General features: G+C 63.4%; 18 protein-coding genes. 4 read left to right on the top strand and 14 right to left on the bottom strand.

The window, feature by feature from the left end; genetic code table 11:
* A partial coding sequence (locus tag LLH00_16320) for a formylglycine-generating enzyme family protein (protein MCE5272845.1) occupies positions 1 to 773 on the bottom strand: 773 nt, incomplete at its 3' end.
* A gap of 29 nt (positions 774 to 802) precedes the next feature.
* On the bottom strand, positions 803 to 2,143 hold the full coding sequence (locus LLH00_16315) for a PQQ-binding-like beta-propeller repeat protein (GenBank protein MCE5272844.1): 1,341 nt from the start codon (positions 2,141 to 2,143) through the stop codon (positions 803 to 805).
* A gap of 234 nt (positions 2,144 to 2,377) precedes the next feature.
* Here LLH00_16315 and ettA point away from each other — a divergent pair, with 234 nt between their 5' ends.
* Both ettA and LLH00_16305 read left to right on the top strand, forming a co-directional pair.
* A complete protein-coding gene (gene ettA / locus LLH00_16310; GenBank protein MCE5272843.1) occupies positions 2,378 to 4,048 on the top strand; it encodes an energy-dependent translational throttle protein EttA in 1,671 nt (556 codons plus the stop codon).
* A complete protein-coding gene (locus LLH00_16305) occupies positions 4,045 to 4,527 on the top strand; it encodes a GNAT family N-acetyltransferase (GenBank protein MCE5272842.1) in 483 nt (160 codons plus the stop codon). The genes ettA and LLH00_16305 overlap by 4 nt, the downstream gene beginning before the upstream one ends.
* An 8-nt stretch (positions 4,528 to 4,535) precedes the next feature.
* Here the strand turns inward: LLH00_16305 and LLH00_16300 are convergent, their stop codons facing one another.
* From LLH00_16300 to LLH00_16255, 10 genes are all read right to left on the bottom strand, one after another.
* The gene (locus tag LLH00_16300; protein MCE5272841.1) at positions 4,536 to 5,321 is read right to left on the bottom strand and encodes a hypothetical protein; all 786 of its coding nucleotides are present in this window, start codon (positions 5,319 to 5,321) and stop codon (positions 4,536 to 4,538) included.
* Between the two features lie 48 nt (positions 5,322 to 5,369).
* The gene (locus tag LLH00_16295; GenBank protein MCE5272840.1) at positions 5,370 to 6,164 is read right to left on the bottom strand and encodes a hypothetical protein; all 795 of its coding nucleotides are present in this window, start codon (positions 6,162 to 6,164) and stop codon (positions 5,370 to 5,372) included.
* Between the two features lie 278 nt (positions 6,165 to 6,442).
* Positions 6,443 to 7,534: a response regulator gene (locus LLH00_16290; protein ID MCE5272839.1), complete on the bottom strand. Its 1,092-nt coding sequence runs from the start codon at positions 7,532 to 7,534 to the stop codon at positions 6,443 to 6,445.
* 13 nt (positions 7,535 to 7,547) lie between these two features.
* On the bottom strand, positions 7,548 to 11,501 hold the full coding sequence (locus LLH00_16285) for a PAS domain S-box protein (protein ID MCE5272838.1): 3,954 nt from the start codon (positions 11,499 to 11,501) through the stop codon (positions 7,548 to 7,550).
* On the bottom strand, positions 11,498 to 12,598 hold the full coding sequence (gene cheB, locus LLH00_16280) for a chemotaxis-specific protein-glutamate methyltransferase CheB (protein MCE5272837.1): 1,101 nt from the start codon (positions 12,596 to 12,598) through the stop codon (positions 11,498 to 11,500). The genes LLH00_16285 and cheB overlap by 4 nt, the downstream gene beginning before the upstream one ends.
* A 15-nt stretch (positions 12,599 to 12,613) precedes the next feature.
* The gene (locus tag LLH00_16275) at positions 12,614 to 14,950 is read right to left on the bottom strand and encodes a response regulator (protein MCE5272836.1); all 2,337 of its coding nucleotides are present in this window, start codon (positions 14,948 to 14,950) and stop codon (positions 12,614 to 12,616) included.
* Between the two features lie 22 nt (positions 14,951 to 14,972).
* Complete coding sequence (locus tag LLH00_16270) at positions 14,973 to 16,586, bottom strand: methyl-accepting chemotaxis protein (protein MCE5272835.1); 1,614 nt, start codon at positions 16,584 to 16,586, stop codon at positions 14,973 to 14,975.
* 18 nt (positions 16,587 to 16,604) lie between these two features.
* Positions 16,605 to 17,177, bottom strand: coding sequence for a chemotaxis protein CheW (locus LLH00_16265; protein ID MCE5272834.1), 573 nt, complete (start codon positions 17,175 to 17,177; stop codon positions 16,605 to 16,607).
* Complete coding sequence (locus tag LLH00_16260; protein MCE5272833.1) at positions 17,152 to 18,696, bottom strand: chemotaxis protein CheR; 1,545 nt, start codon at positions 18,694 to 18,696, stop codon at positions 17,152 to 17,154. Before LLH00_16260 ends, LLH00_16265 begins: the two co-directional genes overlap by 26 nt.
* Positions 18,689 to 19,159 carry a chemotaxis protein CheW gene (locus LLH00_16255; GenBank protein MCE5272832.1) on the bottom strand — a complete coding sequence of 157 codons (471 nt, stop codon included), beginning with the start codon at positions 19,157 to 19,159 and terminating at the stop codon, positions 18,689 to 18,691. Before LLH00_16255 ends, LLH00_16260 begins: the two co-directional genes overlap by 8 nt.
* 654 nt (positions 19,160 to 19,813) lie before the next feature.
* On the opposite strand from LLH00_16255, the gene LLH00_16250 reads away from it, so the two are divergent.
* Complete coding sequence (locus tag LLH00_16250; protein ID MCE5272831.1) at positions 19,814 to 22,321, top strand: hypothetical protein; 2,508 nt, start codon at positions 19,814 to 19,816, stop codon at positions 22,319 to 22,321.
* A gap of 101 nt (positions 22,322 to 22,422) precedes the next feature.
* Here LLH00_16250 and LLH00_16245 read toward each other — a convergent pair whose 3' ends face one another.
* Complete coding sequence (locus tag LLH00_16245; protein MCE5272830.1) at positions 22,423 to 23,094, bottom strand: hypothetical protein; 672 nt, start codon at positions 23,092 to 23,094, stop codon at positions 22,423 to 22,425.
* Positions 23,095 to 23,612: 518 nt separating this feature from the next.
* Here LLH00_16245 and LLH00_16240 point away from each other — a divergent pair.
* A complete protein-coding gene (locus LLH00_16240) occupies positions 23,613 to 23,924 on the top strand; it encodes a hypothetical protein (protein ID MCE5272829.1) in 312 nt (103 codons plus the stop codon).
* A gap of 103 nt (positions 23,925 to 24,027) precedes the next feature.
* Here LLH00_16240 and LLH00_16235 read toward each other — a convergent pair whose 3' ends face one another.
* Positions 24,028 to 25,623, bottom strand: coding sequence for a DUF4832 domain-containing protein (locus LLH00_16235; protein ID MCE5272828.1), 1,596 nt, complete (start codon positions 25,621 to 25,623; stop codon positions 24,028 to 24,030).
* Between the last annotated feature and the right edge of the window lie 47 nt (positions 25,624 to 25,670).

The following is a 25,670-nucleotide window of genomic DNA, read 5'->3' as shown; positions in this document are numbered from 1 at the left end:
CGGCAGACCCGGAAACCCACGAAACGGCTCTTGCGCTCCGGGTCGAGGCAGGAGCGGTAGCCGCGGCCCCAACTGCTGACCAGCGAGAGAAAGCTCCCCCCGCGCACGGTGCGCTCCGGGCTCCAGGCTCGGCCAGTGGGGTTGTCCGTAGGGAGGGCCTCCTCGGCCAGGGGGTCGTGGTTGTCGTTCACCCACTCCCAGAGGTTGCCCCGCATGTCGTACAGGCCGTAGAAATTGGGCGGGTAGCTGCCCACCGGGCGGGTGGAGTGGGATTTCAGGTCGGCCAGAAGGCGGGGGACACTCTCGTTGTCCGGACCTCCAAGGTTGGCCGCCCGCAACAGGGCCGCCGAGTCGGCGGGCGCGGCCTGGCTGTCGGCGGCGCTCCATTCGGCATCCGTGGGCAGACGGTACCCGTCCGCCGCAAAATCGCAGGCCCCGGAGGAAAGGTCATAGCAGGGGCGGAGGCTCTCTTTGAGGCTCAGCGCGTTGCAGTAGCGCAGCGCCTCCCACCAGCTCACGTTATCCACGGGCAGTTCGCCGCCCCGGTGCAGCGCGGGGTTGTAACCCATCACGGCCTGGAACTGCGCCTGGGTCACCTCGGCGCGGCCCATCAGGAACGGGCTGATCCGGACGGTTACGTTGACCAGTGTGGCCGGATCGGGATAGCTTCTTTCCGTGGCCGGGATGTTCACCAGGTCCTCCGCCGCGGAGCCAGTCGCCGCGGAGGCGGCCAGTGCGGCGAGCGCGAGTGGCAGTATCGCTTTCAATCTCATCCGTCGCTCCTTTCGTTTATCACGCAGATTCACTCCACCGCGTAGAGGCAACTGTCCGTGGCGGCGAAATAGACCGCCTCCTTTGTCACCAGGGGCGAGGTGATCACCGCGCCTGCGCAGAGCATGCTCTCCAGTTGCTGGCACATCTGGTCGTACACCGGCTGGTCGGTAAGCTTGAACGCCGCCTTGTTCATCGCTCCATCCGGCAGGAGCACGCCGCGCGGGTCGCTGCGCGAGCCGAGCGTGCTGTACTCCCAGAGCTTTTCGCCCCCGGGCAGGCCCAGGGCGTACAGACGGCCGTTGAACGAGCCGACATAGACCGCGTTGCGCGCGGCCACGGGTGAGGAGAACACGAACATCTTGGCGTCGAACTCGAACCGCAGCGCACCCGTGGCCCGGTCCAGGGCAATGAACCGTCCGCTGTCCGAGGTGCCGAACAGCACCAGGCTGTCGGTCAGGGCGGGCGAATCCACCACCCAGGAGGGCTCGGTGGAATAGGCCCAGAGTTGCTTTCCGGAGGCCGCCTCCAGGGCGTAGAGGTGCCCGTCCCGGCTGCCGAAATAGACCGCGCCGCCGCCCGCCGCGGGTGAGCCCTGGTTGCCGCGCATCAGGTTGCCCTTGGGGTCGGCGCCGGTGGAGAAACGCCAGAGCTCCCGGCCGGTTTCGGCGTCCAGGGCGTAGAAATTGGTGTCGTAGCCGCCCACGAACACGCGCCCCTCCGCCAGCGCGGGCGAGGAATGCACCACGTCGCAGGTGGGGAAACGCCAGACCTCGCGGCCCGTAGCCAGCTCCAGGCAGTACAGGCTGCCGTCCCCACTGCCGAAATACACCTTGCCCTGCCAGATCGCGGGGGAGGAGTCGAAAAAGTCCCAGGGGTCGGTCAGGACCGTGTCCCGTCCGGCCAAGCCGAACAGCCCGCCGCTGGAGTAATGATTCTCGCCGCGGGTGGCGAACTCCCAGAACGTATCTCCGTCCGAGGCCCGCAACGCATAGAACGAACCGTCCCCCCCGGTGAAACAGACCACACCCTCGGACACGGCGGGTGTCGAGCGCACCGGGGCCAGGCTGCGGAATTTCCAGACCCCGCGGCCGCTGGCGGCCTCCACCGCGTAGAGGCAACTGTCATCGCAGCCGGCGAACAGGACCCCGCCGCTCAGCACCGGGGATGAGAAAAAGCGCCCACCGCCGCGGGCGATCCACTTGACTCCCTTATGTCTGGCCGGGCCCTCCAGGTCGCAGAACCCGGTGCGGGCGGCATCGCCGCGGAACATCACTGCGGCGGGAGCCTTGGCCCCCGGCTTTTCATGGCAGGCGAACAGGACAAATAGCGACAGACAGACAGAAAAAGCGGGCAGGCGGAAAGAACGCATCTATGGGGCCCTCTCGGGGACAGGGGTTCTCCCGGCGCGCCGGGGCAGCGTCGGCCGGGACCAATCAAATATCGCAACTGTGGGGGCGCTTGTCCAGACCGATGCCTCCACGAGCCCTTGCCAGGCGGGTATGTAAAGCGTTATCTTTCCGCACGGAACACTGTCGGCGGACTCCCCCCGACTGCGGCCCGCCGGGTGCGGGCGACAACCTTTTCACCGGATGAGAGTACGGCTATGGAACAATATATTTTTACCATGCTGAGGCTGAATAAGTTCTACGGACAGAAACAGGTGCTCAAGGACATCAACCTCTGCTTCTTTCCCGGGGCCAAGATCGGGATCGTGGGTGAGAACGGCTCGGGCAAATCCACCGTGCTGCGGATCATGGCCGGCCTGGATGAGGAGTTCCAGGGCCGGGCCGAGATCACCAAGGGCTTCCGGGCCGGGATGGTAGCCCAGGACCCGGAGCTGGACGGCGACAAAACGGTGCGCGAAAACCTGGAGCAGGCTTTCGCTGGCACGATGGCCCTCATGCGCGAGTACGAGGAAGTGACCGCCAAGATGGGCGAGCCGCTGGATGACGACCAGATGCAGAAAGCCCTGGACCGCATGGGCGAGCTGCAGGAAAAGCTGGACGCCGTGGATGCCTGGAACCTGGACACCAAGCTCAAGCAGGCCGCCGAGGCCCTGATGCTGCCGGATGACGAGCGGATCGTGGACAGCCTGTCGGGCGGCGAGCGACGGCGCGTGGCCCTGTGCAAGGCCCTGCTCGAGCAGCCCGACCTCCTTCTGCTGGATGAGCCCACCAACCACCTGGACCCCGAAACTGTCGACTGGCTCGAATCCCAGCTCGTCGACTACCCCGGCACCGTGATCGTGGTCACCCACGACCGCTATTTCCTGGACAACATCACCCGCTGGATACTGGAGCTGGATGGCGGCCACGGGGTGCCCTGGGAGGGCAACTACAGCACCTGGATCGAGCAGAAACTGCAAAAGCTGCTGGGCCAGGAGAAAAAGGAATCCCCCCGCTACCGTATGCTGGAGCGCGAGCTGGCCTGGATCCGGATGAACAACAAGGACCGTCACGACCTGAGCCAGAACCGTCTGCGCGAGTTCGAGAAGCTGGTGGCCCGTGAGTCCTCCGAGGAGAGCGAGCTGATCCAGATCGCCCCCGGCCCCGAGCTGGGCGACCAGGTGATCGAGCTGCGCGGGGTGACAAAGGCCTACGCCGGCGGCGAGCCGGTGATCCGCGACCTCAACTTCTCGGTGCCCAAGGGCGCGATCGTGGGGCTGGTGGGGCCCAACGGCGCGGGCAAGACCACCCTGTTCCGCCTGATCACCGGGGCCGAGAAGCCCGACACGGGCGAGGTGGTGGTGGGCAAGAGCGTGAAGATCGCCTACTCCGAGCAGGAGCGCAGCGGCCTCGACCAGGGCCGCAGCCTGCTGGATGAGATCGGCGAGGGCGCGAGCGAGGTCAGCCTGGGCAAGCGCAGCATGCCGCTACGGCGCTATCTGTCGCTCTTCGGGTTCCGCGGCCCCGACCAGCAGAAAACCGTGGGCCAGCTCTCGGGCGGCGAGACCAACCGCTGCCAACTGGCCAAGGTGCTGAAAGTCGGCGGCAACGTGCTGTTGCTGGATGAGCCGACCAACGACCTGGATGTCAACACCCTGCGCATGCTGGAGGAGGCGATCCTCGATTTCAGCGGCTGCGCCCTGGTAATCAGCCACGACCGTTTCTTCCTCGACCGTATCTGCACCCACCTGCTGGTGTTCGAGGGTGGGGGCCAGGTGCGCTGGTTCGACGGGAATTTCCGGGACTATGAGGAATGGCGCAAGAAAGAGCTGGGCTCGGGCCTGTTCGAGAACCGGCGCAGCCGTTACCGCAAGCTGGTACGCAAGTGAGCGGGGCCGGGGAGGGAACCGCTACGCTTGCCATCCGCCCGGCCGTGGCCGCGGACTCCGCGCTGATCGCACGGTTCAACGCCGCCATGGCCGAGGAGACCGAGGGGCGCGCCCTGGACCGGGCGCGCCTTCTGGCCGGGGTGGAGGGCCTGATCGCACGGCCGGAGTATGGTTTCTACCTCGTGGCCGAGTGGAGCGGCGAGCCCGCGGCCTGCCTGCTGGTCACCTACGAGTGGAGCGACTGGCGCAACGGCCTGTTCTGGTGGGTGCAGAGCGTGTACGTGAGCCCGGAGCACCGCCGCAAGGGCATCTACCGGGCCATGTACAGCCGCGTGCGCGAGCTGGCCCAAGCCGACCGTCTGGTCTGCGGCCTGCGCCTGTACGTGGAGACGGACAACACGGCGGCCCGGCAGACCTATGAAAGCCTGGGCATGCGCGAGGCCCATTACCGGATGTACGAGGAGGTTTTCCGGGCCTGAGCCCGCGCTCAGTCCGGGCAGTTGAACGAGTGGTTGTCCTGCCCCGCGTTGATGCATCCGATGATCTCGCTGGAAAGCTGCGGCTTGTAGCGCGCCAGTTTCTCCCAGTAGCTTATCGCCAGAGCTTTCGTCTCCTCGATCTGTTCCTCCAGCGTCCGGTAAGGGTGCACCGTCTCATCGAAGCTGCAACTGCATTCGTAACGGTTGTCCTGTGCTTTCATCCACAGCAGGCAAAAATATTTGTCATGGTAGAACCCACCCAGCACGTATAAAACATCACTGATGTACGGCCCCTGCGGGAACTCCTTCTCGTACTGCAAAGCCAACTCGATATTGGGCAAGTCGTATTTCAGGTAGCCCTCATCGCCGTAGATCGCGGCGTAGAGGGTGTATTTGCGGAACGGTGAGTCCGGGTCGAGTTGGTGGGCCTGCCAGAGGAAAAGACCGTCGTACACCACATTTATGCTGTAATACTCGACCTCGAACCCGATGTCGCCGTATTTGTCCGAATCGAACGGCGGCAGGCCGGGGTAGTGCTCCGAGTTGCAGGCTTCCAGGTTGGTGGCCCCGAGCGAATCGTAATGCTCGATCAGGCGCTGGGCCCGCTGGTCCAGGCTGACAAAAGCCGCCACGGACATGTCCTCGAGGACAAGCTGGTAATCGGCGCACAGCGAGTCCAGGCCCGCCAGGAACTGAATGTAAGCCTCCCGCCGCGCGGGGTCCTCCTCCTGGGCGCGGCAGTACGGCGCGGTGAACAGCAGAGACAGTGACAGAAAGATTGCGGCGGCTTTCATCCTGGCCTCGGGCGTGGTTGATGGTTTGGACGGTCTGGCCGGCGGCGCTCAGTCCGCGCAGTAGTGCCATGAAGAGACTGCATCTTCTGTTAAACTCCCTATCTCCTCATTGAACTCGGCGCGACGGGACGGATACCGCACTTTCAAACGCTGCCAGTACTTGAGCGCCTCCTGGCGGGCGGCGGCTATCTGTACATCAAGCGGCTGGTCCGGGCAAGAGGAAGGCGTGCAGTCGTGGTAATCGTCATCGCCCTTTTTCTCGCAGACAAGGTGGTGATAAAGGTCCGTGTTACAATTACCGATCATTTCCAGCACCTGTTCGATGAACGGCCCCTGGGGGAACTCCCTTTCATACTGGTATGCCAGGTCGATGTCGGGCGCACCCCACCAGGCATCCTCACCGGTTTCAGCCCAAATCTCCGCATAAAGGGTGTAGTTACGCAGGGGGGAATGGCTGTCCAGGCTGTCCGCCACCCGGAGCAGGTAGCCGCCATAGTCGATTGCGTCCGAATAATGCCCAACATCCATACCGAGGTCGCCGACCTTATCGAAATCGAAATTCTCCCAAATCTTTCGCTTCTCCTGATTCTCGTCGTACCTGTGAGTATCGGTCACTCCCAATGCCTGATAGTGCCCGATGAGCTTGCGCGCCCTCTGGTCGAGGTTGACAAAGTCGACGGCCGAGGCCGCCTGGCAGGCCCTCAGATAGTCAGCGTGGAGCGAGTCCAGCTCGGCCACCATCTGCTTGTGTTGCAGTATCAGCAACGAATCCTCACTCTGGGCGCGGCAGTACGGCGCGGTGAACAGCAGCAGACAAACCGGGATTAATGCGGCGGCTCTCATCGGCGTCTCACTCCGGGTGCGGGGTTGGGCGGCATTGCCGCTTGTCGGCGGCTTAGGCGGGCGTGCACATATTATAATCTCCAAGACGAATTATGCACAACATTATTCATTAATTCGTCAGCGGTGGATTAGGTTTTTTCCAGCGGGGGACAGGCGGCGCCCCTGCCGCGGCGCAACAGGGGTGGACAAGCGGCAGGATACACCTGCGCAGGTTGACAGCCCAGGGGTGGGACTGGACTTTCATCTGCGGAACATGCGCCCTGGGCGTTACACGGGGCTCAATTGCTGAAATTCTGACGGATTTCCAGTATCTGCGGCTCGACCGCGAAAAAGGCCTCGACCACGTCCGGGTCGAAATGCAGCCCAGCCAGGGACAGCATCAATTTTTTGATTTCCTCGTGCGGCATCGCATAGGGACGGTAGACCCGCGGCGAGGACACCGCGTCGTAGAAATCGGCCAGGCCCAGGATCCGGGCCGACAGGGGGATCTCCTCCCCTTTGAGCCCCTGCGGATAGCCCGTACCGTCGTAACGCTCGTGGTGGCTCAGGGCGATCTCGGCCCCCAGGTTCAGGAAACTCTGGACCCCGGTCTCCAGGAAAATGTTGCGTATCGCCTCGGCGCCGATCACGGTGTGCCTTTTCATAACTTCGTATTCTTCCGGGGTCAACTTGCCCGGCTTGTTGAGGATCGAGTCCGGGATGCCCACCTTGCCGATGTCGTGCAGGGGGGCCGACTCGAACAGTAGGCTGAAATACTGCTCGTCCAGGATGTTGCGGTGCAGTTTCCGGTCGTACAGGGAACGGGCCACGGCCACCGTGTAGTAGGCCATCCGGTGGATATGGTCGCCGGTCTCCTTGTCCCGGGTTTCGGCCAGGCGGGCCAGGGCGATGATCGTGGCCTTGCGGGTGGCCTCCAGCTCACCGGTGCGCTCGGCCACCCGCCGCTCGATGTCGAAGATGTAGCGGCGGTGCTCGATCCGCAGCGCCCGTTGCTCCAGGGCTTTCTGGACACGGGTCTCCAGCTCGTCCACGTTGATCGGTTTCTGGAGCAGGTCATAGGCCCCGGCTTTCATCGCCTCGACCGCGGTGTCCACCTCGGCGAACCCCGACATGATGATCACGGCCAGGTCCTGGCTGTGCTTGAGCAGGATCGGCAGGGCCTGAAGGCCGCTCATGCCGGGCATGTTGATATCCACGAAAGCCAGGTCGTAGCCCGCCTCTTCCGCCCTGACCATCTCGACCGCCTGCGAGCCGTCCTGCGCCTCGTCGATCTCGAACTGCCCGTCCTCGAAAACACTGCGGACAAAGGTGCGGATGAACGGGTCATCGTCGACAATCAGCAGGCGCGTTTTTTCCTCCAGGACATCCATGATCCACTCTCCGTCAGACATGTTCACCATCGAGCACTTTTCTCACCGCCTGCGCCAGGGCCTTGGCCTGGTAAGGCTTGGCAACAAAACCGTTCACTCCCATCTCTATCATCTCGCGCGTGCTCTGCGGGGCGTAACCGCTCGAGAAAATGATTTTAACCTTGGGGTTGACGGCGCGCAGCCTTTGCATCAGCTCCGTGCCGTTCATATTGGGCATGCCGATATCCGAGATCACCAGATCGATCCGGGAGCCGGCCTCGGCGAATATTCCGAGGGCCTCTTCACCGCTGGCGGCCTGACAGCACTTGTAGCCGAACTCGGCCAGGATACTGGCGGCCATCTGCAGGATCGGCTGCTCGTCATCCACCAGGAGCACGTTCTCAGTCCCGCCCTTGACCACTACCTCGGAAGCGGACTTGTCCTCCACCTGATCGTTGGTGCGGGGTAGGTAGATGCGGAAAGTGGTGCCGCAGCCCGGCTCGCTGTACACGTTTATCAGGCCGCGGTGCGATTTCACTATGCCGTAGACCACGCTCAGGCCCAGACCGGTGCCCTTGCCGGTCTCCTTGGTGGTGAAAAACGGCTCGAAAATCCGGGCCTGGATTTCGGGGGGCATCCCGGCGCCGGTGTCCGTGACCGACACCTGGATGTAGTTGCCGGGCTCGATGTCCAGATGGTTGCTCAGGTAGCGCTTGTCGATGTCAATGTTGGCGGTCTTGAAGCTGATCTTGCCGCCCCCCGGCATGGCGTCGCGGGAGTTGATCGCCAGGTTCATCAGCACCTGCTGCATCTGGGTGGCGTCCGCCCTGATCTGCCCCAGATCCCCGGCCAGGTCCAGGTCGATCGAGCAGTCCGGGCCGATGGTGCGCTGCAGGAAACCGAGTGACTCGTTCAGAATGTCGTTGAAATTGACCACCGCGAAGCGCGGCTTGCCCTTGCGGCTGAAAGTGAGCAACTGGCGGGTCAGCACCGCCCCGCGCTGGGCGGCCTGCTCGATCTCCTCCAGCTTCTTCCGGTCCTTTTCCGGGATGTTAGGCGAGCGCACCAGCAGGTTGGCATAGCCCAGGACTATGGCCAGGATGTTGTTGAAATCGTGGGCCACGCCGCCGGCCAGCAGGCCGATGGATTCCATTTTCTGCGCCTGCACGAGCTGGTTTTCCAGCTCCAGCTCCTGGCTGATATCGCGCTTGACCGCCACGTAATGGACCACCCGTCCGGAAGCGTCCTTGACCGGCGAAAAAGTGACGTCCTCGTGGTAGTCCGTCCCGTCCTTCCGGCGGCTGATCAACCGTCCCTGCCAGAAATCGCCCGCATCGACCGTGTCCCAGAGCTCCTTGTACTGGTCCTCGTCCTGACGGTCGCTCTTGAACAGGTGGATGCTCCGGCCCAGTATCTCCTGGCGGCTGTAGCCCGAAACTTGCTCCAGGGCCGGGTTGACATATTCGATGTTCCTCTGGGTGTCGGCGATGATCACGGTCTCGGCGGCCTGCTCGAAAGCGGCCTGCAGCAGACGGCGCGCCTCGCCCATGCGCTTGCGTTCCAGGACATTGACCACTATCTCTCCGACCAGCACCAGTGGACTGAGGAAATCCTCACCCAGCGGCTTGGCCCCCCGGCTTGTATCGAACCCCAGAAAACCGAACAGCGTAAACTCGCTGACCAGCGGCAGGATCACCAGCGAGGTGAGAGAGTAGCTTTTCAGCCATTCCCGGTCGGTCGCCGCCTGCTCCGGAAGGCTGTCCACGTCGGAAACCGCAATCTTTTCGAAACGGTGCAACCTTTCCAGACACCAGGGGAAATGTTCCGCCGGGAAAGTCATCACCTCGGTCGCCTGGGGCTGGACGGAGGAGGTATGCCAGGAATATATCCTCGCCATGTTCAGGGAATCCCGCGACAACAGGGAAAGATAGACATGCTCGAAATCCGCGAACTCTCCCAATGCCTCCAGGGTGTAATCCAGCCCGCTGTCCTCCTGGCCGTCTTTCAGGTTGTTGAACACCGTGGCGATGGAGGCGACGAATTTTTCGATCTCCAGGCGGTGCTCGAGCGCCTCCTCGGCGCGCTTCAGCTCGGAGATATCCTTGACCGTGGTCCGGATGCCGCAGATCGCCCCGGACTGGTCGTAGACCAGCTTCTCATCCAGCATGCAGTCGATCACCCGCCCGTCACGGCAGAGATAGCGACGGTTGAACGGGGCGACCTCTTTTTTCCCCGCGATCTTGAGGCTGAAATTCTTTCTGGAAATTTCCCGCTCCTCCGGGTCAATCAGGTCAAACACCGGGCGGCCCAGCAGTTGCTCGGGAGAGTAGCCCAGCAGTTCGCTCTCGGTCCGGTTGACTCGAACGATGCTCCCTTTGGAGTCCAGCTCTTGATAGCCCACCGGGGCGTTCTCGTACAGCTCGTGATAGGCCGCCTCCGACTGGCGCAGCTCCTGCTCCATCCGCATGCGGTCCGTGATGTCGTTGTAGATCGCGGCGAAATGGCTCGGGTCGGGGGAATAGACCACCAGGGAGAACCATTTGTCGCGCGGTTCGAAATAAAAGTCCTCCACTCCGGCTTTTTTCTTCTTCATCACACGCGTGGAGATATCGGTCAGATCGGGTATCCCGCCCGGGTGCCGGGCCAGTATCGCGGAGGCTGTCTTGCCAATAAGGTCGCTCCTTTTCAGGCCGGTCTGCTTCTCGAAACTGGAATTAACCTCCAGGAAACGGTAATCCACGGCTTTACCGTCTTCCAGGATCATTTCGTGATAGGAGAAGCCCGAGTACATGTTTTCGAACAGGGAGCGGTATTTCTGCTCACTGGTCACCAGGGTTATCTGCGAGAGCAGCTTCTCCAGCTCCAGATCGGCGTTGCCCAGGCCGAGACCGATATCCAGCGCCACCTCGAGCAGGACCTGTTGGCCCTCCTCGTCCAACGGCGTCCCCTCGGGCAGGGTCACGACCAGCAACCCGAACACCTTGGCGTTGTTCTCCACCCGCACCAGAACCATCTTTTCTATCGGGCAGCTCCTGCAATCGAACAGGTCGGAATCCTCATAGTCATCTTTATCGAGAAGCACGACCTCCGGGCTTTGCAGCGCCCGCTCGAAAATCGCCGGTATGCTCGGCAGGTGCATCTTCTTGGCGCTATAGCGCATGCGACCCATAGTTTCGCTGTCGGCATGCCACTCCAGACCGCCTTTCTCGCAGAGCACGAATACTCTGGCGCACTTGAACGCCCCGGTCGAGACCAGGCTGTCGCAGACCCCCTGCAGCAGACGGCCGCGATCCTTTTCCTTGGCAATCAGCTTGTTCACGTTCCGCACCGCCAGGATGATCCGGTTGAGGTTCCTGATCCTTTCGGTCCGCTCCAGCACCTGCTTTTCCAGGCTCTGGTTCAGGGCCCGCAAATCCTGGTGTGCCTTGTTCAGCTCCACGTTCTTCTTTTCCAGCTCCTTGCCCCGCAACATCACGCTTTCATAGGTGGAAAACAGCAGGTCGAGTATCTGCGAACGGTCGGAGTTGATCAGATGTTTCTTGCCCAGGAAAAACACCTCCAGGCCGCGCTCCGAGACCGGCTGCCAGCGTAGGTCCCGGTTGATCAGGGTGTACTCGACCCGGGACAGCAGGAGATCGTCCTCGTAGGGCTTGGTGAGGAAATTGTCCGCCCCGCTGATCAGGCCCTGGACAATGTCATCCGGCTCGTTCAGGGCCGAGACCAGTATGACCGGTGTGGATTTAAGCTGCGGGTCGCTCTTGATCTGGCGGCACAGCTCGAACCCGTCCATCTCGGGCATGACCACGTCCGAGATGACGATAGCCGGGGGGGTCTGACGGGCCAGGGCCAGGGCCTGCCGGCCGTTCTGGCTCCAGGTCACCCGGTAGCCGTCTTTCTGCAGCACGTGCTGGAGCCGCAACGCCTGAGTCGGGCTGTCCTCCACGATCAGGATGTCGATCTCGCCCTTGTTGATCTTCGGCTCGGTCATGTCTCCTCCCCGGTCTCGCTCCAGGCCTTGTCGACAGCGTCACGCGGCGCCTCGCTCTGGACCGAACCGAGCAGAGCGTCCACGATCTGTCCGGGAGGCAGGACGAGTCCGGCCGCGCCCAGTTTCTGGGCCTCGCCCGGCATCCCGAAAATCATGGAGGACTCGCGGTCCTGTGCGATTGTCAGGCCGCCGCTCTCGCGGATCAGGTTCATCTCCGCCGCCCCGTCACAGCCCATCCCGGTCAGCAGCACCGCGGCGGCCTGCTTTCCGCAGACCCGGGCCACCGAGCGGAACAGGTATGAAACCGAGGGGCGCAGGTGGTTCTCGGGCGGGTCGTCCACCAGGCTGATCCGGTTCGGGTCGAGCAGGCCCATCTGGTAATTGTCCGGAGCGAAATAGGCCCGGCCCGGCATGAGCACCTCGCCGTCCTGCGCCAGCCGCACCTGGACGCTCGAGCTGGAGTCCAGCCAGTCGATCAGCCCCTGGATAAAACCCACGGTTATATGCTGGACCACCAGCACCGGCGCTGGGAAATTCCGCGGCAGACCGGACAGGATTGTCTGCAGCACCGGCGGACCACCGGTGGAGGCCCCGATGGCCACCAGCCGGATGTCGCGGCGCCCGGGCCCCGGTCCGGAGGCTTTCATGCCGCTGCCGGATGGCGCCGCGGGGGTCAGCGACCGGATGCGGCGGACCACTTTCACCTCGGACATCGCCTTGACCAGTTGTATCAGCTCCCGGGCCGAATGGTCGTACTTCGGGTGACCGACCGCGGGCGGCTTGCCCGCGATGTTGACCGCCCCGGCCTCGATCGCCTGGAAAGTCTTGGACAACTGCTCCTGGTCCCAGCTCGCGGTGACAATCACGATGGGAACCGGACTGGAGGCCATGATTTCCCGTGTGGCCTGGAAACCGTCCAGCTCCGGCATGTGGATATCCATCGTGATGACATCCGGACGTTTTGTCCGGGCCAGACTCACCGCCTCCAATCCGTTGCGAGCCTGGGCCACCACTGTCAGCTCCGGGTCGCTCTCCAGGATATGCACCAGGTTGGCGCGGACAACGGCTGAATCCTCTGCAACCATCAATCTGATCACAGGCCGGCTTCCTTCTTAGATAAAGCGTTTTATTGTTTCGAGAAGGTTTCCCTGATCGAAGCTGCTTTTGACTATGTAGGCGCTTGCCCCCACATCGAACCCCCGCTCGCGGTCGCTATCGGAGTCGAGTGCGGTGACCAGTATCACCGGCAGGGCGGCAAGCGATTTGTCGGCCCTTATCCTGGAAGTCAGCACGAAACCGTTCATTTTCGGCATGTCGACATCCGAGACCACCAAGTCGAAAGCGCGCTCCTTGAGCCGGGCGAACGCTTCCGCCCCGTTGGTCGCGGTCTCCACGCCGTAGCCGGACATCTCCAGGATGTTCTTGAGCAGCATTCTGGAGGTCGGGGAATCCTCGACCACCATGAGCGAGGCCTTCCTCTCCTGAGTTTCCTGAGCGGAGGGCCCGTCCCCGGCCGGGCTTTCCGCCCGGGCGGCGGCGGTATGCACCAGGTCGGCCGCGTGCAGCACCGGGACCGCCTGCCCCGTGCCGATCACGGCCACGCCGGTGACATTGCGCACCCGGACCAGTTGACGGCCCAGGCCCTTGATCAGCACCTCCTGCTCGGCCAGGACCTCGTCCACCTGCAGGGCCACGCTTCGCCCGGCCTCGCTCAGTATCAGGGCCACCACCGCTCCGTCACCCTCCGGACCCTCCTCCTGCTGCGTGCGCAGGCGAAGGACCTCCCGCAGCTTGACCAGCGGCGCCTCGACCCCTTCCCAGCGGACAGTTTCCCGGTTCTCCACTGTCCCCACCTTGTCCCGCGGCACTTTCAGCGCGGCGCCGACTTTCACCGAGGGGATCAGGAACAGCCGTCCCCCGCTGCGCAGCAGGACCGCCCGGGTGGTCGAGACAGAGACCGGGACCACCATCCGCACGCAGGTCCCCTGCAGCGGCGTCGATTCGAGCGACACTGTCCCGCCCAGACGGCCCAGAGCCTCGCGCACAATGTTCAGCCCCAGGCCGCGGCCGGACAGGTCGGTGACGAACGCGCTCGTGGACAGCCCCGGCTCGAAAGCCAGGGCCAGCAGACGGTTGCGGTCGGTATCCTCTGCGCTCTCTCCGGCGAGGATCCGTTTTTTCTGCGCCTCCCGCCGCAGCGACTCCACATCCACCCCGCGCCCGTCATCCGAGACCGCGATCTCGATCCGTCCGCTGTCCAGCCGGCGGGTGCGCAGGCTGATCCGTCCCTCCGCCGGCTTGCCCGCGGCCAGACGGTCCTCGGGTTTTTCGATCCCGTGGTCGATCGAGTTGCGCAATATGTGGTTGAGCGGATCCTTGAGTTCCTGCAGCACCCGCCGGTCCAGCTCCAGGCTCTCGCCCTCCAGCTCGAAACCGATCTGCTTGCCCTGCTCCCGGGCCAGACGGCGCACGAGCTTGGGGTAGGTGCGGAACAGGGAGGACGCCGGAAGAGTGAGCAGGCCGAGCGTCTCAGCCAGAAGGAAATCGACTGACCGCGACAGGGAACGGCTATATTCGACTACCGATTTCTCGAGGCCGGAGGAGAGTCCCTCCAGCCGCCGCATCCGGCCGCCACCGGAGTCGACGTACTCCAGCAGGCGGTTGACCGAATGGTTGTCCAGCCTCTGACCGGAAGCCGTCTCCAATGTCCGGCCCAACTGACGAAGCACGGGTTGCAGACGGCCCAGGTCGCGGCGCCAGAGGTCCAGCTCCTGGCGCATCTCGGCTGTCTGCTCCAGTATCTGCGCGTTGGCCAGCTTGAGGACCGTCATCTCCTCGGTCTTGCGCAGGATCGCCTCCAGACGCCTGGCGCTCACCCGGACCGTGTCCCGGCTCAATCTTTCGACGCCGCCGTTCTCCGCGGCGGCGGCCGGGAACTCCGGACTGTCCTCAGGTGTCAGGGGTGACAGGTCTGTCTCTGCCTGCAACTCCGGCGCGGGCGCAGCCTCGGGCACGGCTGTCACGGCAACGGCCTGCGCGGCCGGGATAACCGCTCCCGAAGCCCGGGCTTCGAGTTTGCCCGCCAGGTCCGACAGGTCCGGCTCCGCCTCCGGGTTCGCACCGACCGCGTCGTTCAGGCTCTCAAGGGCCGTATGCAGCAGGTCGAACAGCTCCGGCGTGGCGGCCAGGCCCTGGCTTTTCCAGCCCGAGAAGACACTCTCCATGGCCCTGCAGAGCGCCTCGATCTGCACCAGGCCCACCGAGCGGGCCGCGCCTTTCAGGCTGTGCGCCTCCCGGAACACCGACTGCACCAGGTCGGCCCGTTGCTGGCCGTCGGAGGATTTCTCCAGCTCCAGCAGCAGGTTGGACATGTTTTCGACATGCTCCGCCGCTTCGAGACGGAACGCCTCGAGCAGGCGGGCCAGAAAAGCTCTGTCTTCTTCGTTCATCGTTGTCCCGTCCGCCCCCGGATCAGTCCAGCTTGTACCGGTTCACCAGTTCCTTGAGACTCTGCCCAAGCTCGGCCAGACGGCGCGTGGTCTCCTCGATCTGGCGGGTGCCGATCGCGTTCTGGGTGGTGGCCTGACGGATGTTGTCGATCGCCACCACGATCTGCTCTATCCCGGCGGTCTGCTGCTGGTTCGAGGCAGCGATCTGCTTGCCGGCCTGCGCCGTGTCGGCTATGCTCTCGGTCATGGATTGGATCGCCTCGCGGGCTTTCTGCGACTGTTTCATCGCCGCCTCGACTGTCTTGCCGCCCTGCTCCACCGCCAGCACGGCGTTGGTCGTGGCTTTCTGCACGTCGTTGAGGATCGTGCGCACTTTCTTGGTGCCCTGCTTGGACTGGTCGGCCAGACTGCGAATCTCCTGGGCCACCACGGTGAAACCCTTGCCCTGGTCCTCGTAGCGGGCGGCCTCGATCGCCGCGTTGACTGCCAGCAGGTTCGACTGGTCCGCCAGGTCGTCCACCGAGGCGATTATCTCGCCGATCGCCTGGCTCTGCTCGCTCAGGCGCATGATGCTCTCGCCGATCGATTCCATCCGTATCTGGATTTCGGACATCCCGCCCAGCGTGTCCTCCAGGGCCTCGCGGCCGGAGCGTGAATAGTCCTCGGCCTCGCGGGCCAGTGTGGCCACGTTCTCGGCCTTGTTGCTCGACACCTCGGCGGTCTGGCGGATTTCCTCGGCCGTGGTGGAGGTCTCGCTCACCGCGGTCGAGGTCTCGGCCGTACTGGCCGCCAGTTGCGAAACGGTGGTGGAAATCTCGCTGGAGGAGGCCGCCAGCGAGTTCACCACCTCCGCGATGCTGCGCGTCTGCTGCCGCAGGTTGGCCAGCATGCTGCGGAAAGATTCGTTCAGCTCTCCCACCTCGTCTTTCCGTCTGTCTTCCGGGATGCTGGTGGTCAGGTCGCCGCCGGCGATATCGCTCGATACGGCGACGACCATGCCCAGCGGACGGGTGATGTCGCGGGTGATGATTGTGCCGGCCATGATCAGCAGCACCAGCCCGATCAGGCTGCCGAAAACAATGAAATTACGCGCCAAAGAAGAGCTTTTCTGCATGGCTGCGCTGCGCTCGGTCAGCTGGGCCAGTTCCCCTGTGCGAATGCCTCTTATTCCGCTGTAGATTTTATCCCGCAAGTCATTGGAACGGCCGATTTTCATCTGTGCAATGGCCGTCTCGAAATCACTCCCCCTTGCCAGATCGATCTGGCCCTGCAACTCGGCGATCATTTCATCGACCAGGGTCTTCAAGGCGCCAAGCCGGGCCCGGTCCTGCTGAATCGACAGGCCCAGAGTCTGAAGCGTATCGAAATCCGTTCCGAGCTTGGTCACTGCATCCCGGTAGTCTTTCAGATACAGCGTGTCACGGGCAAGCAGGAATCCGCGGCAGGAGTTTTGCGCCTCTCTCAGGTGTGAGAAAGTTATTTCAAGGGTCCAAATTTCCTGGTTGGTGCGGTTCACCCAGGATACTGTCTCCATGAGCGAGAGGTTGTTCCGTAAGGACACCGTGCCTATCAGCAGAATCAGCAGCGCCCCGAGGCCCAGTCCAAGAGATATTTTCCTGCCGATCGACCATTTCATCGCCCGACCTCCACCGGTTCAGGTGAGCCGTCCGTTGATGTCACGCCCGAGCGACGGGGGGTCGTTCACCCGCAGCTCCGGGTCCGAGAGGAGTTTCGCCGCGTTGAGCACGATGATCCGCTCCGGGGTCACGCCGAGAAGGTACTTGTCCCCGATGCCGTTCAGGCTCGACCCGGGCGGGCGGATCTGGTCCGCATCCAGCAGGCGGGTCCCGTGGACCTCATCCGCCAGCACGCCGAATTCCATCCGCCCGTCCTCCAGGACCAGAATCTTGTTCAGGTCGGTCAGACCGCGCTCGGGCAGCCCAAAGAATTTTTTCAGCTCCACCAGGGACAGTATCTCGCCGTGAATATTCACCACTCCCAGCACGAAATCCGGCGTGCCTGGAATCTCGGTCAACTCTTTCAAGGGGTGGACCTGGCGGACGAAACGGGTCTCGACCGCGTAGTCCTCCTGCGCCAGCTGAAACATGACCACGCTGAGCTGCTTTTGCGGTCTCCGATGGCTCTGTTCCTGACGGGCCAGGGCCCTGGCGCGCTCCTTGAGGACCGATTCGGTCCTGGGGTCAGCCTTTCGCTTTCCGGCTTTCATGGCCTGCCGCCTTTCCCGTTTTGCTCTGTCCGCTCATCTGCGGCAGCATCTGGCTTATCAGGCGCTCCAGGCGCCCCGCGGTCAATCCGTCCGATTCGGCCACCTCCTGATCGGGGGCGAGCCGCTGAAGGGCCGCCAGGCAGTTGCGCAGGTGCTTTTCCGCCTGAGTGCGCTGCCCGGCCTGGAACGCCAGACGGCCCAGCGCGAAATGCGCCAGCGCGTGCCCCGGCTCCAGGTAGAGCGTCCTGCCCAGCTCCGCGGCCGCCTCGGCCCCCTGTCCCGATTCGACCAGCAGCATCGCCAGCAGATAGTGCAGCGCCGGGTCCAGGCGGCGTTGTTCCACCTGACTGCGGCAGAGTTCGAGGCTACGGCCCAGCTCGCCCAGGTTGGCCAGGGACTTGATCAGGCATATCGCCCCGGCCGGCTCCGGAGTCGGGACCGTCGCCAGGCGCTCGACCACGGCCGCGTAATCGCCAGCCTGGAACAACTTCCCGACCTCACCCACGGCACGGCTGCCGGGAGCGGGTTCGGGCGAAGCCGGAGGTTTGGCCGCAGCCTCCCGTTCTTTCCCCGCGGGTTCCTCTTTTCGCGCCGTCGCCCGCGACGGGTGCGGAGCCTCTTTCCTCCCGGCCGCCTGCCGCTGGACCGCTGCAGCGGGCTTGACCGTCCCGGGCTCCGGCTTGCGGAACGCCGACATCTGGGGCAGACTGACCGTATCGAACTCCGAAAACAGCCAGGCGCTCGCCTCGCAGGGGCTGACCAGCAGCCAGCCGCCCGGGCGCAGGCAGAGCAGGAATCGCGAGATGACCTCCCGCTGCCTCTGAGGACTGAAATACATCAGCACGTTGCGGCAAAGGATCAGGTCCAGCGCGTTCGTGCCGCCCAGTAGCGAGGGGTAGCAGTCCTCGGCCAGGTTGAGGTAATCGAACTGCACCATTTCCCGGATGCGCCTGGCGACCCTCCTTACCTCGCCCTCCATCTCCTCGAAGCAACCCGCGGACGGCGGGGCGGCCGGGTCACGGAAAGACCAGCGCCGGTACTCCCCACGCCGCGCGCTCTCCAGCGCACCTGTATTCAGGTCCGTGGCCAGGATCGTGGCCTGGCACCCGAGCTTCTCCAGCTCGAGGCTTTTCAGCAGGATCGCCAGCGAATAGGGTTCCTCGCCCGTGGCGCAGCCGGCGCTCCAGATACGGATCAGCTTGTCCTGGCCGGCCCGCCGCCGGATCAGCTCCGGCAGGATTGTCTCCCGCAGGGCCTCGAACGAGGGCCGCTCGCGGAAGAAATACGTCTCCCCCACTGTGAGGCTGCCGGCCAGCCTCTGTATGGTCTCACGACTCAAGCTTCCCGAGAACAGGCCCTCCAGGAAAGCCCTCAGGTCCGGCGCCCCGGATTCGAACGCCGCGGCCTCCGTCTTCTTCTGCATATCGACCCAGCGCTCGCGGGGGAAATAAAGCCCGAGCCGGGTCGAGATCAGTTCGCTCAGCCGTCCCAGTTCGTATTCCGACAGCGGCTCACCCATCGCGCGACAGTCTTTCCAGGGCCTGTTCCAGTTGCCGCCTGTCGTCCAGTGAGAGGAAGCGCTCCAGGTTGTAAATCAGGATCATCCCATCCTCCAGCCGCAGCGCGCCCTCGGTCAGTTCCATGGACGGGACCACCCGCTCGGCCGGGGTCACGCTGCCGGCCTCCGGGCTCAGCACACCCTCCACCGCATCCACCAGCAGGGCGGCCCGCCGCGTATCCAGGCTGGCCAGGATCAGGCGGTCGGAGGGTTCCAGCGCCTTGGCGCCCAGACCGAACCGCCGGCGGGTGTCGATCACCGGCAGCACCTCCCCCTGGACGTTCACCACTCCCGCGACCGTGGCCGGAGCGTCGGGCAGGGCGGTGAGCTGGACAGCCCGCACCACCCGCAGTACGTTCTCCAGCCGCAGGGCGTGAAGGGTATCGTCCAGACGGAAAACCACGAGTTTTTCCGCAGAAGACATGGATACTCTTAGTCCGGGAATTGATTCAGTATCGCGGGGGCAGGAAAGGCAGAGATGCCGAAATGCAGCCTCACGTCCACAAATCGACCGTCCCAGTCTCAATCAGGTCAACGGGATGATCCGGCCCCGCAGAAATACCAACCCAATATCGATGTTCCATCTGTCTGACATTGCCTTTATTCAAGCGCGCGGGCTTACTTCTTTAGCATTATTGTTTTCCAATTTGAATGTCAATAGAGGATAGTCTCTTTTATTTATTCAACATCTATAGATCACCCGAGAGGCTAATAGCTCTCACTTTAATCAATCGCCCTTCCGTTAAGCCGGCATGCCGCAGGACCTTGATTTGCACGATTCCCGGACATTGAGCACCCATCCGTCAGCGCGGGGAGATAATTCTGTCCAGCCCGGTGGCGTCATGGACCGGTCCGCAGGGAGACCTCAGGGTGTGGAAAGCCCGGGACTTTTGATTCGGGTGGCAGGACAGACTGCGCCGGGGGCCGGGCATTTCCTGTTGCCGGGACCGCGTTTTGGCTGTATGCTTTAGCACTGACCGGATGCCGCTGAGCCATTCTCTGCCAGAACGCCTGAAGAGCCAAGCCCGGCTGCCGGTCCCGTCCTGAAGCTCTTTCTCACCCTAACCCGGAGCTCGAAATGCGTCCCGCGAGACGAACGGCCCTGTTTGTGGTTTCATCGCTGTTACTGGCGCTGGCGCTATCCGCCGGCTGCCGGGAGTGCCGGAAAGCGGCCGCCCCAGCGGCTGAGGCTTTCCAGGCGCCCGGCCTCCACGGCTGGACCGTGCTCGGTCCGGGCGGCGGGGGAGCGCAGTTCATCCCCACGCTCAACCCCCACGACCCGGCCAACGTGCTCGTGCGCTGCGACATGACCGCCGCCTATGTCACGAGCGACAGCGGCGACAACTGGCACATGTTCAACCTGCGCACGGTAGTGGAGGATTTCGAGTTCGACCCTCTCGACCCGAACACGGTCTACGCCTGCAACACCGGGCTCTACCGCTCGGGCGACCGCGGCGCCACCTGGGAGCTGGTCCTGCCCGACCCGGCCCGGGTGACCGGCGAGAGGATGTCCGGCGACCACGCCGGCCAGAGCTTTGTCACCGAGGACAGCTCCGGAGCGGGCGAAATCGGCCTTATCCGGGTGGACCCGCAGGACTCCAGACGGATCACTATCGCCCGCGGCGGACGGGGGTTCCGCGGCAGCGGACAGTCGATCCTCACCTCCGCCGACCGGGGCCGCTCCTGGCAGAGCGTGGCCGAGGTGGAGGGACGCGAGGTGCTGGCCATTTTCCCCGGCAGTTGGGGCGAGGACAGCGGCAAGGTGGTGGTTATCACCTCCAGCGCCGGCTGCCGGGTGCGCCTGGACGGCGGCGGGAGCGAGACATTCGCCCTGCCGGTGGAGGCTGCCTCGGCGGCCGAGGGCGGCAGCGGCCCCTGCGGCAGCCGGATTTATCTCCTGGGCGCAGCCGGGGGAGTCTTCCGCTCCACCGACCTGGGCCGCAGTTGGGTGAAAGCGGACAGTTCCCTGGCCGTGGAGCCGGACACCAGCGCCGACTCCGGGATGCGGCGGCGTTTCGGCAGCCGCTACCGCGCCCTGGCGGTCTGCGCGGGGCGCCCCGAGGTGGTCTACATGTCCGTTGCCGGGATGCCGCAGGAAATGAACGGGAGCATCCAGCGGGTCTCGGGCATCCTCAAGTCCACGGATTCGGGGGAAAGCTGGAACTGGGCGCTGCAAGTCTGCGGCGGGGACATCCTGACCCATAATTACACGGGCGGCTGGCTGCTCCGCAACCTGGGCTGGTTCGGCGCGCCCTCGCACCTGGGGGTCAGTCCCTCCGACCCGGATATCTGCTACTCGACCGACTCGGGCCGCACGTTCCGCACGCTGGACGGCGGCGTGAGCTGGAAACAGGTGATCAGCCGCGACCTGCCGGACGGCTCGTTCACCACGCGGGGCCTGGATGTGACCACCGATTACGGGGTCCATTTCGACCCCTTCAACCCAGAGCATTTCTTCATCACCTACACCGACATCGGCCTGTTCCACACGTTCAACGGCGGCACGAGCTGGCACCAGGCGATCACCGGCATCCCGCAGCAGTGGCGCAACACCTGCTACTGGCTGGAGTTCGACCCGGCGGTGCGGGGACGGGTCTATTCGGTCTGGTCGAATGTCCACGACCTGCCGCGACCCAAGATGCACCGCTCGGGCAACCTGACCAACGGCAACCAGCAGGGCGGAGTGGCGGTCTCGGGCGACGGCGGCCGGAACTGGGGCATCCTCTCCCGCGGCGAGCTGGTGGAGGGCGACTACGTGCACCGGATGCGCCTGGCCGCGGTGCCCACTCATATCGTGCTCGACCCCGACAGCCCGGTGCGCCAGCGCACCCTGTATGTCTGCGACTACGGCTGGGGGGTGTGGAAATCCACCGATGGCGGCGGGACATGGGACCTCAAGCGCAAGGGGATCGACCCGGCCAACCTCAACTGCTGGCGCATCACCCGTCTGCCCTCCGGACGGCTGATCCTGCTGGTGGTCCGGGCCGGAGTGGAGGGCAGCGGCCAGACCTCCGGCGCGCTCTACACCAGCGATGACAAGGCCGAGTCCTGGCAGCCCCTGGCCCTGCCGGCCGGGGCCACGATGCCCAACGACCTGGTTTATGACCCCTCCGACCCGCAGCGGATGTACCTGTCCTGCTGGCCGCTCAACGCCGGCTCACGTCTGGCGCGCGAGCAGTCCCGCGAGGCCGGCGTGGTCGAGGGTGACCAGCTCGAGATGGGGCGGAGTGAGAAAGGCGGCGGGCTGTTCCGCACCGAGGACGGAGGAGCGACCTGGAAGCAGGTGTTCGACGAGAAGATGCATGTCTACGCCGCGGCGGTGGACCCGCAGAACCCGAACACCGTCATTATCAACACCTTCGACAGCAGCGCTTTCCGCAGCGATGACCGCGGAGAGACCTGGAAGCGCCTGGGCGGCTACAATTTCAAGTGGGGCCACCGCCCGGTGTTCGACCCGGCGCACCCGGGGATGCTCTACCTGACAAGTTTCGGCGGGAGCGTATTCCACGGCCCGGCCACGGGCGTGGAGGGCGTGGTGGAGGATATCACTAACCTGCCCGTGCCCGGTCTGGACCGTCTGCGCTGAGACTTCAACCAGGGAACAAGAAGCCGGGCCGCCCTGTGGGATTCGGGGTGGCCCGGCTTTTTATCTGTGAGAGATTGTTATCTTCTTTCAGCACCGCAATGTCAACCCAGACGCTCTTTCAGCCACTCGATGGCCTTGTCCTGCTCGTAGTCGGCCACGCCGATCACGGGAGTGTCCAGTTGTTCCGCGGCCAGACGTTTTTTTAGCTGGCGGATGAACACCCCCTCGCCGTCCTGCTCCTTCCCGTCCAGCCAGGTCCGGGTCACGCCGCAGGAGGGCGAGCCCTGCTTGCCCAGGATGCCCACCACCTCGAATCCCTGGAAGCGGTATTCCTTGAGTGTGAACACCAGGTCGTCGATCAGGCGTTCGAGGCGCTTGCCGCCGGGCCCGCTCTCCAGGCCCACCCGCACGTCGAACCGCCCCAGGCCCAGGCAGTAGAGCTCCGGGCAGACCATCTGGATCATTCCGACCTGGCGCTCCTGCAGAAAGTCCACCAGCGGGTCGAACATGGCCGGGAAATCGGCGCAGTCGATCATGCGGGCGTTCTGGTTCAGCACGCAGTGGGCGACGAAGACCACCTTGTCCGAGCGCGGGTCGCCGTTCCACTGCCGTTTGTTTTCGGCTTTGCCCTGGAAACCGTTCTGGGGGATGCTGTAATCCGGCTGGGGGATCGGGTTGCCCTCGGCCCGGGCGCAGCCGGCCATGAGCGCGGCCGCGGCCGCAGGAGCGCCGCCCAGGAAAGTTCGCCGGGTAAGGAGGGGTTTTCTGGCCATTTTGTTCTCTCCGAGAGGAAGAAACGAGTCTCCAGAACGGCATGAAGGAGGCCGACGGATTTCCGCCGGGGCACGGCACACCGGATTTTAGCCCGATCCACCCGCCGCAGTCAAGCCCCGGGCGCACGAAGCTCGGTGTCGCCCTGTCGTCATGATGGCGGCACGTGATTACAACCTGTCAAACTTCTCATCGATTACAATCCCGAATACGCAACTTGATATCGGGATAAGCCTCATCAATACTCGCTTCCAGGATTGCCGCTTTTATCTGTTAACCACGCACAGAGTTAGAGCAGTATCAGATGAACATGATTTTTTCTTTCGGTGCAATGTGATCCATAGAGCCATATTACTTTCGACACTTTTAAATCAAATCCAAATTGCAAATGAAGATTATCCGCTCGTATGCACATCACAAAATATCGGTATTTTCTTTTGACTATTCTCTCTGTTAATATATATTGAATTGAGAATCAATAACAAGGCAGCCAATCCAACATCAGCCATTGGAGGTTTTAGTGCCGAGAGGGAAAGGTATCGACAAAGCTAAGCTGTACAAGCTTGTTAAGGCAGGTAAAAGCGCCCAGTCGATAATGGCCGAACTGGGGATCAAAAACAAGGCCGCGCTCAAGCTGGCCCTGGCCGATGTGATGATCGAAAAGGGCGAGGTCCTGCAGGTGGCCGGCATGTCCGCCCGCGCCACCGGCAACCGCAAGCTGACCAAGATGGGGCTCATCATCCCCCGCGCCCAGCTCGAACCTCAGTTCAAGCAGGGCGATCAGTTCGAGATGTCGATCGAAGGCGGCACGATCACTCTGACCAAGGTGTGAGTGTCTGCCGGAAGATACGGTTACAGCCGGGCCGGAAATTCGGCCCGGCTTTTTTACTCCCACCGGAAACAGTCATCCCCCGGTAATACCCAGTCCTTACCGGTCAGTGCACCCGCACGCGGCTCAGACGGTACCAGCCGTCCTCGGCCGCTCCCTCGACGGCGAATTTTATCCTGGGGTCTTTGCCGGTCCTGTCGAGCATGGCAAGACCGAGTTCGTACTCGCCCGGAGTCAGGCTGTCCGGCACGGTCACGACCGTGTTGTAATTCACCTGCCCGGGCAGCCACTCCCGGATGTCGGCATCCGTATTTACGACCCAGGTTTCCTTGCTCACGGTGTTGCGGAACTGCACGGCCAGGGGGTGCAAGTAGTAAGAGGGCGCCACTCCGGCATTCTCCCAGTCCATCCTGAGCGGCAGCTGCCCGCCCGCGGTCACGCGGGACGGGTGGGCCAGGCTGCGCAGCACGAAGCGGTAGCCCATTTTCTTGCCCCATTCGAGGTAGGCCTGGATCCATTCATCGGGCAGTTCCTCGAATTTGGGACCGTAACACAGGTTCATCCAGGAAAGGTGCCAGGCCAGGGACTGCGCGATCGTGGTGTCGCGGGCCATCTCCCGGGTGAAGCGGCCGCCCATGCCGTCGAGGTACCAGGTGGTGCAGGTGTTGCAGGCCTCGAACGCCACCGGCGAGTGCTTCCAGGCCTCCAGGGCTTTCGGGGTTTTTGCCAAAAAGTCGGGGTAGATGGTGGTCATGTGGCTCCAGTTGTCGCTCCACATGCCCCAGTCGCCCAGGCAATCGGCGCGGTAGCCCGTCCCGCGCTCGATAGCGTAATCCATGTAATCGCCTATCAGCATCAAAAGCTTTGTTTTGGTGAAACTATCCAGGTAGAGCTTTATTATGTCATTTAATACCGGTTCCGCAGGCATCTGGAAGCCTTCCGGCGCTCCGGCCGTGTTCCATTCACCCCAGGAACCGACCGACCCAATGTCAACATAATACAGGTTCGGGTCTCCATCGTAACGCTCCGCCAGCGCCTTGATCAACCGGCTGTGGTACTCGATGAACAGAGGGTCCGAATAATCCGGCTGAAACCCTTTCGAATGGTCCTTTTCATCGTAATACCGGCCCTTGAGCCCCTTGTCTATCAGCCACTGCGGCACGTACACCGCGCCGTCCTGGCACATCACGCGCATGCAGAAAGTCTGGCCCTCTCTCTTCGCCTTGTCCATCAGCCCGTCGATCATCTCGAAATCGATCTTGTCCTCGGCCGGCTGGATCTGGCTCCAGTACCAGCGGTAATAGACATTGGCGCAGGGGGGATATTTGGGGTCGTAAGTCTTCAGCCAGGAGTAGAAAGCGCCTATGGAGCAGAAACCCATGCCTGGGTTCAGAAGGAACTCGTCGGTCCTGACCGGGTACACCACGGTTTCGAGAGGCGTCAGACGTTCGCGGACAATGTTGATCAGCATCGCTTTGACATCGGCCATCGAATATACGCCGTCCCAGTTGTAATCCGCCCTGGGGTCGGACGGGTCGGCCCGGCCGAGCAGCAGAAGGGCCAGCGCATCCATCAGCGTCACCTCGCCGTCCCCGTTCACATCCTCCTGATACACCACCCCGTTCGCACCCTGCGATTCGGTGACCGCTCTCAGCAAGCCGACCATCAGGAGCGAGACCGTAACTCCCAGAATCAGAAACACAGGCTTGTGTTTTAACGGCTTTGTGCAAGTCATCCTTTGCCCTATCT

This window comes from bacterium (genome assembly GCA_021372515.1).
Classification (GTDB): Bacteria; Gemmatimonadota; Glassbacteria; order GWA2-58-10; family GWA2-58-10; genus JAJFUG01.
The sequence above is the reverse complement of the archived record's forward strand: the minus strand, read 5'-3'. Positions and strand labels throughout refer to the sequence as shown.

Excerpts from the sequence above, each read along its gene's own strand:
- LLH00_16315 (MCE5272844.1), bottom strand. The coding sequence starts at position 2,143 with ATGCGTTCTTTCCGCCTGCCCGCTTTTTCTGTCTGTCTGTCGCTATTT.
- ettA (MCE5272843.1), top strand. The coding sequence starts at position 2,378 with ATGGAACAATATATTTTTACCATGCTGAGGCTGAATAAGTTCTACGGA.
- LLH00_16300 (MCE5272841.1), bottom strand. The coding sequence starts at position 5,321 with ATGAAAGCCGCCGCAATCTTTCTGTCACTGTCTCTGCTGTTCACCGCG.
- LLH00_16295 (MCE5272840.1), bottom strand. The coding sequence starts at position 6,164 with ATGAGAGCCGCCGCATTAATCCCGGTTTGTCTGCTGCTGTTCACCGCG.
- LLH00_16290 (MCE5272839.1), bottom strand. The coding sequence starts at position 7,534 with ATGGATGTCCTGGAGGAAAAAACGCGCCTGCTGATTGTCGACGATGAC.
- LLH00_16285 (MCE5272838.1), bottom strand. The coding sequence starts at position 11,501 with ATGACCGAGCCGAAGATCAACAAGGGCGAGATCGACATCCTGATCGTG.
- LLH00_16275 (MCE5272836.1), bottom strand. The coding sequence starts at position 14,950 with ATGAACGAAGAAGACAGAGCTTTTCTGGCCCGCCTGCTCGAGGCGTTC.
- LLH00_16270 (MCE5272835.1), bottom strand. The coding sequence starts at position 16,586 with ATGAAATGGTCGATCGGCAGGAAAATATCTCTTGGACTGGGCCTCGGG.
- LLH00_16265 (MCE5272834.1), bottom strand. The coding sequence starts at position 17,177 with ATGAAAGCCGGAAAGCGAAAGGCTGACCCCAGGACCGAATCGGTCCTC.
- LLH00_16260 (MCE5272833.1), bottom strand. The coding sequence starts at position 18,696 with ATGGGTGAGCCGCTGTCGGAATACGAACTGGGACGGCTGAGCGAACTG.
- LLH00_16255 (MCE5272832.1), bottom strand. The coding sequence starts at position 19,159 with ATGTCTTCTGCGGAAAAACTCGTGGTTTTCCGTCTGGACGATACCCTT.
- LLH00_16250 (MCE5272831.1), top strand. The coding sequence starts at position 19,814 with ATGCGTCCCGCGAGACGAACGGCCCTGTTTGTGGTTTCATCGCTGTTA.
- LLH00_16245 (MCE5272830.1), bottom strand. The coding sequence starts at position 23,094 with ATGGCCAGAAAACCCCTCCTTACCCGGCGAACTTTCCTGGGCGGCGCT.